This window comes from Rhodospirillaceae bacterium, from assembly GCA_018662005.1.
Taxonomy (GTDB): Bacteria; Pseudomonadota; Alphaproteobacteria; order Rhodospirillales; family JABHCV01; genus JACNJU01.
The window spans coordinates 52,941-65,449 of sequence record JABJHA010000004.1; the positions used below are offsets into that span (position 1 = coordinate 52,941).

Sequence of the window (12,509 nt, forward strand, 5' to 3'; positions counted from 1 at the left end):
TCTGTTTAATTTCTATTCTTAATATTTAGTCCAGTTTTTAGAGCCTTGATGACGCTAGCAGCAGCCTCATCGGGCAGATGCGGATACAGCGGCAGCGACACAATCCGTGGTGCTATATCCGCGGTAATCGGCACGTTGGCGGAATATCCTTCGAAGGCCTGGAAAAGATGAATGGGGTGGTAGTGAATGCTGGTCTGGATGCCATCGGCTTCCATCGATTTCATAACACTGTCACGGCCCGGTCCATCTTTTGGAAGCAGGACCGGGAACACATGATAGGCGCTTTTCCCCGGATGATCACCGAACGGAGACGTCACATCGGGCACATGTTCTTGTAGCAACTTCCGATAACGGGCAATCACTTTTTTCCGCAGAATATTTTTTTCCGGCAGCGCCTTTAGCTGCACAATGCCCAGCGATGACCTGATTTCGTCGATCCGGAAATTGAAGCCCAGCTCTGTTACGTCGTAGCCGAAGACATGGCTTTTAAACCGATCATAACTGCTTTTGGTCATGCCGTGCGACCGCATCACACGCATACGGTCGGCCACCTCGGGGTGCGGCGTTACAATCATGCCGCCTTCGCCGGTGGTCATGTTCTTGTTGCTGAAAAAGCTGAAGCACCCGGCATCACCAATCGTACCAAGTTTGCGGCCGTACCATTCCGATACCAGCGCATGGGCGGCATCTTCGATGACCTTCAATCCATGGCGTTCTGCAATTTCCATGACCCGGTCCATGTTGCAGGCGTAGCCTCCATAATGGACAACAATAATGGCCCTGGTTCTGGGCGTGATCTTGCGTTCAATATCGTCGGGGTCGATCGTCCAATCAGATGTCGAACAGATATCCGCGAAAACCGGCGTCGCCCCGGCATACCGAATGGCATTGGCCGTGGCGACAAAGGTAAGGGATGGACAAATAACTTCGTCATCGGGACCAATGCCCAGTGCGACAACCGCCAAATGCAGCGCGGCGGTACAGTTTGTCACTGCGATAGCGGAGGTAGCTTCTATATCGAGGGCACCGGCGAAATCCTTTTCGAACTGTTCCGTCCTGGGACCGGCGGTCAGCCAGTTGCTGTCCAGCACCTCCATAACCGCCTGCTTTTCTTCATCGCCAAGACGAAGATCAAAATAGGGGACCTGCCAAGTCATGCGGAAAGATTCTTTCTTTTCCAGCCGTCCGGTGTATTCAGATTGGAGACTGACGTTTCACCGTCCACATATTTTTCAGCCACCACACTTCGGGTGCCGACCATCACGTCATCGTCAAAGGTTTCCAGCGGTAGATAACACTGCGCACAGGGTCCAAGCTTTTCGCAGCCCTGATGCGTCGTATGCCAGGTCCGAACCTGGGTCATTTTCGGGCCATGCCAGATTTCGTGAATGGTCTGCGTGTTGGCATCGCCAACGATGAAATCTCCAATTTCATCGTTAGAACACATCATGCAAAGGCCATCTGCACCGATCACAAGGCGTTGATAAATTTGCGGGCAGGAAAAATCCGGGATCTTCGGAAGGTCCCGGGTGTCCTGATGGAAATCAATCAACGGGTTTGAACTGACCATATCGGATATGGGGGCGAAAATATTATAGAACGCTTCTGGATCGCCTTCTATGGCAGGCAATATACTTTGAACCTTAATGACGGGTTTGACCGAACCGGCATCATCCTTGATTTTCTGGAAGGCGGTTAACTTCGCCACCATGTCATCGAACTTCGATGGGCGGCGAATATTCTCATATGTTTCATGCGTGCCGTCGATGGAAAACGTCAACCAGTCGATACCCGCATCCATCATCTCCTTGAACATCGCTTCATCGAGACGCAAGCCGTTGGTCAGGGACGAGACTTCCTTGATGCCGCGTTCCTTGGCATAGCGGGCACACTCAACGACCTGGGGATGCAGGAAGGCCTCCCCTCTGAAGCTTAGGCGAATTGAATAAACACCGCCTTCGACACACTCGTCGATCAGTCGGGTGAACAGATCAAAGTCCATGATTTTGGCGTTGACCTTTTTCTTGAATTCATCAGAAATCGTGTAACACATGGGGCATCGCAGATTGCAGATGGAAGCCAATTCAAGATCCACGTGCAGCGGGTAGTCGGCAATTTTTTGCTGTTTTGCAAAGTCTTCCCACTGGCGACGGTTTTCCTTGTAGGCATCTTCACAGCCGCTGCCTCGTTTGGCTTCGAATGCGGCCTCGCGCTCAGCGGTTTCCAGAGTGAACTGGCCTTTATTTATTGGAGTGGTGCTCATGGTGATGCGAAAGCTCCCGTCTGTGAATCGTCTGTATAAGTTTCAATTGTATGCCGCATAACTGAGAAAAAATCCTGATCGGGCATTGCGATCATTTCGTCCAGACCGTCGAAATTGTATGTCGCCCGCCCGGCTTCTATATCTTCGATCTTTTGGATGACGTCATCGGCGGTTTCAACGATGATTTCCGGAAAGTTCCGGAAATAGTATTTTTTGAATTTTGGATCCGCGTCGAACACGAATGACTTAACGCCAAAGCAAACCGCTTCTGCCGACACCGTTGTTCCGGCGCCAAGGGCATAGGAAATTTTCAGCAGCAGGTCGTAGGCGACGACATCTTCGTAGATGACGACGTTTGCCGGTGCCTGCTCCACCTGGCGTTCGAAGCGTTGTTGTTCGACATCCCCCCGTCCGGCTTTCATTTTTACGTAAACAGTCCTGTCGGAAAAATGTTCGGCGACGCGAAACGTTTCCGCCATCAGGAAATCCGAATTCCGATGCACGATCGGGAAATAGGCAATGTCATCGGGGCGGGTTTGGTGACGCCGGGCAAAGTATTCCGGGGTCATGCGAAAACATCCCGTGGCAACAACTTTCATGTGGGATGGCCACATATCCCGGTAAAATTTTTCATACAAATGCCAGCCCATCACCAGGTAGATGTCGAAATCAACTTCGTTCCATTCCGAAATATAGGTGTTGGTTGGAATCCCATGCATCATCCCAATCGACGTTCCACCGACTTTGCGGAGTTCCTGATTGCGGATGATGTGATCGATCGAATAGTCATCGCGACCGAAAAAAAAGCGCGGTTGGTGGCGTTGGAAAAATGCGGCGAACATCGCCCGCTTGCCGACCAGGGTGCAGTACCGACCGAACAGCCCCGGCTCCACCGATGAAGTCGTTTTCCAGAGCCGCCACATGTCACCAACCAACGCCGCCGACAGTTTCGCAAACCTAGCAACGTCAGTCCTTGCGTCGCCCAACACACAGCCGGAGTATTCCTGGAAATTCCGTTTGAAATTTTGCCGCGTCGCCTCAGTTCGATAGACCAACAAGGCTTCGGATGGGTCGTCGGTGAGGTTTTTCAGCAACTCGCGTTCAAACCGCAGGCTGATGATATCAACGGCGAGGTGATATTTTTGCAGGAGGGCCGGAGTTGGTCGGGTCCTCAGGGCCAACCAGCCCAGGGCCGCAACCAGAATACCCAGTCCGTTCAGGATGTTGTACAGCGGCCGAAGCAGCCGCCCGCCGTTCCCCTTGAAGGGCGGCTCGCGATCGAAATATAGCTGATATACTCGCCCCATCAGCGGCGGCGCGCCGACCAGTTTCCAGGTGTCGGGCTGCCGGTTTTCCTCGACCCACTTAATCAGTACCAGCACCGAGATGACGTCGGTTGTGTAATCGGTCAGGCACTTGCGCATAGCGTAACCGTATTCGGCAACGGCCGATGCCGCGTCCGGCTGAGGATAAATTTCGGCTAACCGGTCGGCGACGGTTTGAAATATGTCGTTAAAACGCCCGTCACCCGGCAGGCCTTCGATCCAAGACAGATCGGCGGAAATGGCCTTGACGTCGCGGACCAGGCCAAGCCGAAACGCCAGCGCTGCGACCGCCCGTAACGGCCCCCGCAGGAAGCGGGTGTGCGGCAACACCCCGACAATATGGACTTCGTACCGCATCAACCCGAAGACCAGCAGCGGGATGAGCGTCGTTTCCGACAGCACCAGAAATGTTTTCAACGGGGTTGTCTCCGGCCTTCGTTTGTGTGCAAATTTGTAGCGAACTTTGACAATGATGGAACTGTTATGGATTACAAAATGAAAGTCCTGGCGATCGGCGCACACGCCGATGATGTCGAACTCGGGTGTGGCGGTAGCCTGCTAAAATGGGCGCGGGAAGGCCATGAAATTTTCATTTATGTGGTAACCGAGTCAGGATATGCGAAACACGATGGAACGGTTATCCGTGCCACCGAAACCGCCCTGACGGAGGCCCGGATTTCCGCCGAACGCATCGGCGCCAATCTCGTCCAGGGCGATTTCAAGACCTTCGGACTCGAACCTGGTAATGCCCTCAACTCGGCGATCCTCGCCGTTATCGAAGACATCCACCCCGACCTGGTGGTCACCCACTGGGATGGCGATTCCCATACCGACCATCGCGCCATCGGTGTCTCCAGCCTGCACGCCTGCCGCCATGTTCCCAGCATTTTGATGTATGCCAGCAATCTTTATCATGGGACGACGGCGTTCGACGGGCGCATTTGTGTAGATATCGGCGATACCCTTGAAGACAAACTGGATCTGCTGGCAATTTTCGAATCCGAATTCAAACGGACCGACGGGAAGTGGCGCGATCAGGTGCACCATCAAGCTGCCCTCGCCGGGCTGTCGTGGAACGTCTCGCACGCCGAAACCTTCCAGGTCGTGCGTCACCTGCTTTAGTCCGGCTTATCGAAAAATTTCGGGAAATCCTCGTTCGCCTTCTTTAGGCTTTTCGGCTCGCCGATATCGAGCCAGTATTCATGGACGGGGAATCCGCCGACCCGGGCATTGGCGGCCAGCAGTTTATCGACCACATCCGTCATGTTCATGAACCGGTCTTTTGGAATGTGATCCAACACCGACGGATGCACCGCGTAAAGGCCGGTGTTGATGAATTCCGTGCGCACGGGCTTTTCCTCAATCCTAACGATCCGGGTTCCCTCCAGCTCGGCGACGCCGTACTGGCTCTGGTCGCGTTGTTCTTTCAGCGCCACGGTGACGGCGTTGTCCTCGAAGGCGTGGAAATGCAAAAGTTCCTTCATGGCAACACCGGTCAGCAGGTCGCCGTTGATAACCAGAAAACTTTCGTCAGGGCGTTCGGGGATCAGCGACAGGGCGCCCGCCGTGCCGAGCGGTTCGCCTTCTTCGATAAAGGAAACGGCGCCATCGAATCGCGGCTCCCTGGCGATCGCCTCGCGGATCGCCTCGCCCTTATAGTTCAGCGTGATATGGATGGTCGAGAATTCGGCCTCGAGAAGCCGGTCCATCAGAATAAACAGGATCGGTTTGTCGCCGACGGGGATCAGCGGCTTCGGGGTCGAATCGGTCAGCGGTCGCAGCCGGGTGCCCAGCCCCCCAGCCATGATCACCGCTATTCCGCCCCGTCGCCGCCCGGGCGCCTGGTTCAACAGTTTGTCGATAAGATGAACGCCGACGATGCGGTCGTCTTCATCCAGAACCGGGATCTCATAACACTGGTGATGCTCCATCAGGCGCAGCACGTCGCTCGCCGCCATTGATGCCCGCACCGTCACCGGGTCGGTGACCATGATGTCTTCCACCGGGGCCTGAAAATCGACCTTTTTCAACAAAGCATATCGGATGTCGGCATCGGTCAGGATGCCGAGAAGCCGGCGCCGGTCATCGGCGACCAGAACGATGCGTTTATGGGCTTCGGCCAGAACCTCGACCGCCTTGATGATCGGGACACCGGGCGCGACGATGATGTCGTCGGCCGATTCGGGATAGAGATCGGGATGTGTCATGGCGCTAATACATCATACCTTGTAGAAAGCTTTCAACCAGTCCCACCACCATGTGCGGCTGGTCAGGGCGTACTGGTCGCAAAAATCCTGGCGGGCTTGCCGGGTAAACGGATCAAGCCACCATTTTGTCACGTCACCCCATACTTCGTTGACGTGTTCGGCTGCCGGTTCCGGGCCATCAAAGAGTATCTTGGCCGATCGCAGGGCCCCGAATATGGGTTCCGCTTGCCGACACAAGGGCCAGGCGTCATCAAGCCAGAAGCCAATCGTCGGAACGTTCGCCGCCATGGCTATATGGAGCGTCGTCATGGGGTGATCGAGAACCAACAGCCGACACCCGAGCATCGCCTCATGCAGGTCCCCTCTCTGAATATTAAGGTCGCCGACATTCCCGCGCATGAACGGTTCGTCATCGAGTGCGGAATCGGCTCTGGAATAGGGCCGGTACATAAGGGCGGCACGGGCACTTGACTGCAACGCCTGGACAAAAGCGACTTTATCGCGGCGGTATTCAAGCCATTCTTCCGGTTCGGGCGACGAAAAAATCGCCGGTGTGCCGGGGGTCATTCTGGTGCCGACAAGGATCAACGAGTCGTCGCGGGATGAATGCCTGTCGCGCAACTTGCTGAGAAATGGCGACGGCAGGGGCAAGGCATTGCAGCCGTGGTCTTCCTGCCGTTTCCATCCCCAGGTAATGAAAGCGTGGTGCGGATATTCGGCATGTGGCGCGGTGGCGATAATTCGTAACGTTCCGTAGGCGCCACCATGCTGGCTCATAATAATTTTTTGGCCCCTTTCGGCGGCCATCGCGACATGGAATCTTTCCTTTGTATTGACCGCATCGGGGGCGCCTATTTGCAGGCGGCCTTTTTTGAACTTTTGCTTTGCTGCTTCTTTTTCGAATTTCTCAAAATCCTGGCGCAACGGCCGGGGCATCGCAACATCAAGCAGCCAGTTCAGGATCGCAAGGTAGCCTGCCGGGAAATAGGTTTCGGGATCGCTGTCTCGTGGCAGGATCGACTTGTCCGGCGATTCCCGACACGGCAGGGCTTTCAAAAAAGCCGAAAACAACAGTTTTTCGAAGCCAACGCCGATGACGTTCGTAAAGGGCAGCCTGTCGAGATGGGAACGCAGTATTCGGCGAACAGGAACCATCCCTGACGACGTAATAACACGAGCCGCGTTCTTCCTTGGGAGCGGCACGGAAAGCGGGGCGTTTATGGCTTTCCAGGCTTGCGGTCGCATTTCCTGAAACACCTGCGAAAAAAACCAGGCCGAAAACTCAAGTCCACTGAACCCGCGATAAAAGAAGTCCTCATAATCAACGAAATCCCATTCAACGACCTTTTCATAGGCGGGAAAACTGAGCGCTTCATTGCCGTACCGTGAGATGAATTTCCGGGCATGGATAAATGTCCGCCAGGATTGATGAACAACGGTAATCACCCAGGGTGTTAAAATGATCCGCCAGAAGAGAGGGCCATACTGTCGGCCGTGTCTTTCGTTCAGAATTCGGGCCAGGCGCAAAATTTGATGTTCGATCAGCAGGTGGCAGCGGTCCGATGCGATAAGCTTTTCCGAGCCGTCAAACGTCGGCACGAAGGGCAAATTTTCCCAGCCGCCGTAGACGTCTTCCGCGCCGAGAAAATTCCACGGCCCCAACGGCAGGTCGTGCTCCGGATCAAAATCATTGGTAATTCTGTCGAGAACAATACGTCGCATGGGCGCTGTTGCCGTGATGTCCGACACCCTTAGTTGGCCTGTGTTGTCTTGAAGCGAAGGTTCTGATGGATGTCCCTAATCGCGTTTCGAACGGAATCGTATGCGTCGCCGGTCAGCCACGCCTTGGCACAGATATCGCGAAAGCCGTTAATTTCCCGGACTTCTTTTCCCGGCTCCCTCAGCACGTCAAACGAAGTCACGTCGGGTCGCGCCCGCTGGGTCTTCAGGCCCTCAATATCCGTTACGACGCCCGGCCGTTCCGCATAAAACATCGTGTATGCCACAACCTCCCGGGAGCCTTCCTCGGGCAGCTTATGCCGCCAGTCCGGGTCACCCTGAAGATAGGCCAGCCAGGCCTTGAACCCGTCACCGTTGACTGTCGAGTGGGGGCTTAATTCTAGGAGTGTCAGCTCCGTACCATTGACGATGACGTCAATGGTAAATAAGCCATTTTGAAGTCCCAGCGCCCGTGCCGCTTGTGCCGCCTGTGCATGCAGCGCGTGTTCCGTCGCGGCGGCAAGCGGGGCCGGTGATATGCCAAAAAAATTCTGACAGCGGCCATTCGGATGGATGTGCCGTTCGATGATTGTCAGGGGGTAGTAGCCGCCATCGACCATTAACCCATCGACATTGACAAGGTCGCCCTCGGCAATTTTCTGAATGACCGCCTCTTCGGCATGCTCAAAAACACCATCGAGCGCCTTGCGAATGGAATAGCGATCAGGAACCGAAAGCATACTGACACCACGGCTGTAATCCATGTTTGATGGCTTGATGACGATTGCCGCATCGGGATTTTCCAAAAACGTTGGATCGCCCTCGGGCGTCAGGCCTTCACGCGTTCCGCACCAGATCATCTCGGGAACACGAATTCCGGTTTTTTCCCAGATTTCCGCCGCCGTAACTTTATCGCTGGCCTTGCCGTAGGCCATGGACGGCCCTTGGACAAGACCCAGTTTATCGACGATTTCGCCGATCGCCGGATAAGCATGGTCGGCCCCCGCATAGGCGCCCAGAAGATCATAATCCTCCGCAAGCTTGCCGGCCAAGTCCATCAGGGAATCGGCGTCCGTGGCGCTTATGCCTTCGAACCGGTCGGCATCTTTGCGCGCCGGGGCGTCCGGTGAAATATCCGTCAATACGGACACGATCCCCTGTTCGCTAATGGCGCGGATACTGGCGCTTTGTGCGCCAGATCCCCCGATATACAAAAATGCCGGACGCTTCATCTTCCCGTCAGGCCCTAACGTTTGCAGAACCACAGGGGTCGCTGGGCATGGCCGGTGGCCAACCTGCCGATGCATTCCTCGCCGATAAAGTAGGCGACAAGGCCACTATCGGCATCACGCCGACACCAGATCGATGGCGCCTGATCGAGCTCCTGCGGACCGAAGGTCGCGAATTTCAGTGTCTCCGGCTCGACGACGATTCCGGTGGCCTCGATGGTCCATCCTGCATCTTCAAGCAACTGTCGAATAAACGGCACGGTCTCGCGGCCATCAAAAAGCACCGGAAGGTCGGGCCGGCCCCCTAACAGGTTTCCTGTTTGGAAAAACAGGTGGCTCGTTTTGTCACCTAGAATGTGTAGCGTCTCCAGCGCATACGCGCGCCAGCCGCCCATTTTCTTGACGGTATCGACATCGAACACTTCCCCGGCATGGTGCAGGACACTTAAATGTATCGATAAGTCCGCAACCGATAATTGTTCCGGTAATTTATCGACGATTAATTCGCCGCTTCGGCAAATAACCTTGTCATCCAGTCCGGCCAGGTCAGCAAGCGCCTCACAGGCTTCGGAATAAATTCCAAGCTGTTCGTAGGCGGTCGCCTCGATGCCGTACTCCGCGGCCAGGGAAAGGCTGAAAAACCCCAGATTCGCACCAATATCGATGGCCGAGGAAAGGCCATCGGGAAGCTGCTCGCGCAACCAGGTATAGCGCGGGGAATCGACCGGCAGGGTCGCCTTCCGGAAGTAGGAGCCAATCTGTTCCAGCTCGGGAATTCGCTCAAACAGCAGCGGCGGCAGTTCTTGATAATTGCCGAACCGGCCCTGATCGTTTTCAAGAATATCCTTAAGATGTTCGATGTTTTGTTGTCGTGTCCTAGTCAATTAACTCTTATCTTTCATGCTGATTAGGGCCGCTCACCCAACGACTGGCGGGCGTTATATTCCTTGCGTCACTTAAACGACAGGCGTCCTGGCGACGATGTCCCATGTCGCCAATATGTATCCGGCTTGCGGGAAAACGTGCTGACGTTCGTTGTGTTGCAGGTACTCGATTTCAAAACCTCCAAACAGGTCGCGTAAATGTTTTTCGTCGGAAAAATGAACGGTTCCCGCATTGGCGAACGCATAAGAGCTGTCGTCGTAGCCGGTCCGCGTGAAGCGGTCGTCCAGTTGCTGGCCACCGGTGTATTCCGTGTGCCTGATGGAAAACCAGTCCAAGCCAATGAACACGCCGCCGGGCGCGAGTCGTTCACCGACCAGCTCAAGGCAGCGGCGAATGTCGGCGGTCGGGTTGTGGCTGAGCGAGGCGCGTTCTATGACCGCATCGAACGGCCCGTCGAAGGGGATGTCTGTTGTGAAGTCGCAAACGTCAATGCGGTCCGTCCAATCGGGGAAATTAGCCTTCGCGGTTTCGGCCGCGTTGGCGCTGCCTTCGACCGCCCGGTAGTCTGCATCCAGGGTTTTGAAAAAGGGGATATTGGTGCCCGGCCCGCAGCCCAGTTCGAGAATACGAAAGTCCGGCCTCGCCGGTTTGGCGAAACGGTGGACGTAGGTAATGACGTTGCTCCACGGCCACCGGATGTCATGGCGGCCGGACGCATACAGGTGCTCCCACTCGTCGCGTGAAAAAGCCATTCGGCGCTATCTTTCAATCTGTTTCGAGCTGGCGGACGACCCGGTACGTCTCAGGCGGCGGCGAGATTACCCGACATCAAAATGTCCAGGCTGTCGCCGCCGCAATTGAAGAGCAAGTCGACGATGCTCAGATGGCTGATGAAATCGCCCTGTTGCTGGGCGTATACCGGATGGCGGTAGTCCTGGAACAGCGGCTTAATTCCGGCCGCTTCGAATGTCGCTTCGTCGGCGTAACCCCGACCCTGTTCGCCAAAAATGTATATGTCGGCATCCAGCTTCTTGCACATGTCAAGAACCAGGTCGCTTTTGGCCCCCTGCAGGTCTAGATCGCCCGCCGAAATGATCGGGGCGTTAATGCCTAGTTCGGACAGGAACCAGGCCAGCATCGATTCGTTGAGCTCGGTCAGAGTCTTCCATTGCCGGCTATAGACGTCTTCGAAGTACTCGGCGTAATTGCTGAAATGGGGCGCCTTGCCATAGTTATGCAGCAGAGTGTTCCAGTGCTTGTGCCGCCATTTGACATCGTTGTTGATTTCGATATCGCAAATCTTTTTTTCCAGATAGCCCTTGCGCTTCACCGGAACGGAAAGCCAGACCGGGCCCTGCGGCGTCTTCACCCGGTTCCGGTTGTTCCAGTCCTTCGGCTGATACTGGACCTGGTTGAACGAGACAAAACGGTCGGCAAGGGCGATCTTGTGGAACAACCCAAGCCACGGCAGATAGACCGGCTGGTGCGCCGTCAGAATCATTTAGGAGAAGCCTAAACGCCGGTCTCGGCCAGGAACACACTAGCGCCCAGATTGTGTTTGCGAATCTGTTCCCCGATCAGGGCCTCGACCTCGGCGCACGGAAATTCATCCATTTCCCGCTTTCGCCATTTGTCCTGCGCCAGTTTGACATAGGGCTCGATCTTCCGCCAATCGTCACCGGGGAAATTTTTGCGCGTGTTGTCCATGCGGAAGTTCAGCCCGGCGATCCAGTAGATCGGCGACACCATCAGGCGCAGGTCGCCCCATCCCTGCATCGTCGTCGGCGGCGTGAATTTGGGGAAGCCCTCCACCCCGTTGATTGCGTCCTCGTACATTGGGCTGCCCGGATAGGGCGCATAGTGGTACATCGATACCCGGGCGTCCGGGTCGGTATCGACGATCCAGTCAATCAGGTCGAAAGTATCGGCAAGCATTTCCGGCGTTTCGCGCGGCATGTAGGCGATAAAGCTGTACATAATTGAAATGCCGGAACCGCGAACGTTCCGCGCCGCTTGCTTGATGGCCTCGATGCCGTGACCCTTGCGGATCACTTTTTTCAGGAAATAGTCGTTGCCGGACTCGCAGCCTATTTCAATCGAGAAACATTTTGATTCGACGAGCGCATCGACCATTTCGTGGGTCAGGTAGGGGGAGCGGATATTGCCGTCCCAGCGCACGCCCAGATCATTCATTATTTTGCCGATGTCTCTGATCCGCTGGACCCGATCCATGCGCTGCGTCTTGCCGTCCTCACCCTTCCAGGAGCCGAAGCCGATATTCGGATCGGAGAACGAGATTTCCTTGAAGCCGATATCGTCGTGAATGGTCTTCAGTTCCCGGTCCAGCCGCGACACGTCCTGGGGCTCCCATGGCGAACGCAGGGCGCAGAACGAACACGGCATCGGACAGCCGCGCGACGTGAAGTACTGCATTTCCGTGCGTTCGAAATGAATGCGCGTCTGGTCGTTGTAGGCGAACAGGTCTTCGCCGTAGGTCGGCTCCATCCACACCTTGTCGACGAACGGCTCGGCCAGCACCTCGGCGCCACCGACGGTGCGCGGATGATAGCCGCCGACACCGGTGATAATCGACGGGTTCAGTTGCTTGGCGCGCTGCAGAATGCGAGCCGCGTGGCCGACCTGAAAACCGGTAAACGCGCTGACTCCGATCTCGCTAGAGTCCTTGATCAGGTCATCAAGCATCTCGGGCGAGTCGAAGCGTTCGTCAAAATAGGCCACCGTCTTGCCTTGGGCCTCGAAATAGGCGCCCGGATGCAGGATCGACAGTGGGGTCAGCTGCGTCGGGGAATCATCCGTCGGCTTTGGATAGGCGAGCAGCATATCTATTTTCTTCATCGCACGGTTCCTTACTTTTCTTGTC

The 12,509-nt window shown here is 55.6% G+C and carries 11 protein-coding genes; 1 reads left to right on the forward strand and 10 read right to left on the reverse strand.

Features of this window, described 5'->3' with window-relative positions:
* Nucleotides 1–5: 5 nt before the first annotated feature.
* From HOL66_01535 to HOL66_01545, 3 genes are read right to left on the reverse strand one after another with little or no spacing between them, the layout of a single operon-like run.
* A complete protein-coding gene (locus HOL66_01535) occupies nt 6–1,157 on the reverse strand; it encodes a DegT/DnrJ/EryC1/StrS family aminotransferase (GenBank protein ID MBT5242907.1) in 1,152 nt (383 codons plus the stop codon).
* Complete coding sequence (locus tag HOL66_01540) at nt 1,154–2,263, reverse strand: radical SAM protein (GenBank protein MBT5242908.1); 1,110 nt, start codon at nt 2,261–2,263, stop codon at nt 1,154–1,156. The genes HOL66_01535 and HOL66_01540 overlap by 4 nt, the downstream gene beginning before the upstream one ends.
* Nucleotides 2,260–4,005: a hypothetical protein gene (locus tag HOL66_01545; protein ID MBT5242909.1), complete on the reverse strand. Its 1,746-nt coding sequence runs from the start codon at nt 4,003–4,005 to the stop codon at nt 2,260–2,262. Before HOL66_01545 ends, HOL66_01540 begins: the two co-directional genes overlap by 4 nt.
* Before the next feature lie 66 nt (nt 4,006–4,071).
* On the opposite strand from HOL66_01545, the gene HOL66_01550 reads away from it, so the two are divergent.
* Nucleotides 4,072–4,710 carry a hypothetical protein gene (locus tag HOL66_01550; protein MBT5242910.1) on the forward strand — a complete coding sequence of 213 codons (639 nt, stop codon included), beginning with the start codon at nt 4,072–4,074 and terminating at the stop codon, nt 4,708–4,710.
* On the opposite strand, the gene HOL66_01555 is transcribed toward HOL66_01550, so the two are convergent.
* The 7 genes from HOL66_01555 to HOL66_01585 form a co-directional block, all read right to left on the reverse strand.
* Entirely contained in the window at nt 4,707–5,795 is a 1,089-nt protein-coding gene (locus HOL66_01555) for a CBS domain-containing protein (protein ID MBT5242911.1), read from the reverse strand. The genes HOL66_01550 and HOL66_01555 overlap by 4 nt on opposite strands.
* Nucleotides 5,796–5,807: 12 nt before the next feature.
* The gene (locus HOL66_01560; GenBank protein MBT5242912.1) at nt 5,808–7,544 is read right to left on the reverse strand and encodes a hypothetical protein; all 1,737 of its coding nucleotides are present in this window, start codon (nt 7,542–7,544) and stop codon (nt 5,808–5,810) included.
* A gap of 2 nt (nt 7,545–7,546) precedes the next feature.
* On the reverse strand, nt 7,547–8,746 hold the full coding sequence (locus tag HOL66_01565) for a hypothetical protein (protein ID MBT5242913.1): 1,200 nt from the start codon (nt 8,744–8,746) through the stop codon (nt 7,547–7,549).
* 14 nt (nt 8,747–8,760) lie between these two features.
* Complete coding sequence (locus HOL66_01570) at nt 8,761–9,627, reverse strand: hypothetical protein (GenBank protein ID MBT5242914.1); 867 nt, start codon at nt 9,625–9,627, stop codon at nt 8,761–8,763.
* Nucleotides 9,628–9,699: 72 nt separating this feature from the next.
* The gene (locus tag HOL66_01575) at nt 9,700–10,380 is read right to left on the reverse strand and encodes a class I SAM-dependent methyltransferase (GenBank protein MBT5242915.1); all 681 of its coding nucleotides are present in this window, start codon (nt 10,378–10,380) and stop codon (nt 9,700–9,702) included.
* 50 nt (nt 10,381–10,430) lie between these two features.
* Nucleotides 10,431–11,129, reverse strand: coding sequence for a WbqC family protein (locus HOL66_01580; protein MBT5242916.1), 699 nt, complete (start codon nt 11,127–11,129; stop codon nt 10,431–10,433).
* A gap of 11 nt (nt 11,130–11,140) precedes the next feature.
* Complete coding sequence (locus HOL66_01585; GenBank protein MBT5242917.1) at nt 11,141–12,484, reverse strand: radical SAM protein; 1,344 nt, start codon at nt 12,482–12,484, stop codon at nt 11,141–11,143.
* Between the last annotated feature and the right edge of the window lie 25 nt (nt 12,485–12,509).

Coding starts and splice junctions, on each gene's coding strand:
- HOL66_01535 (MBT5242907.1), bottom strand. CDS start 1,157: ATGACTTGGCAGGTCCCCTATTTTGATCTTCGTCTTGGCGATGAAGAA.
- HOL66_01540 (MBT5242908.1), bottom strand. CDS start 2,263: ATGAGCACCACTCCAATAAATAAAGGCCAGTTCACTCTGGAAACCGCT.
- HOL66_01550 (MBT5242910.1), top strand. CDS start 4,072: ATGGATTACAAAATGAAAGTCCTGGCGATCGGCGCACACGCCGATGAT.
- HOL66_01555 (MBT5242911.1), bottom strand. CDS start 5,795: ATGACACATCCCGATCTCTATCCCGAATCGGCCGACGACATCATCGTC.
- HOL66_01565 (MBT5242913.1), bottom strand. CDS start 8,746: ATGAAGCGTCCGGCATTTTTGTATATCGGGGGATCTGGCGCACAAAGC.
- HOL66_01575 (MBT5242915.1), bottom strand. CDS start 10,380: ATGGCTTTTTCACGCGACGAGTGGGAGCACCTGTATGCGTCCGGCCGC.
- HOL66_01580 (MBT5242916.1), bottom strand. CDS start 11,129: ATGATTCTGACGGCGCACCAGCCGGTCTATCTGCCGTGGCTTGGGTTG.
- HOL66_01585 (MBT5242917.1), bottom strand. CDS start 12,484: ATGAAGAAAATAGATATGCTGCTCGCCTATCCAAAGCCGACGGATGAT.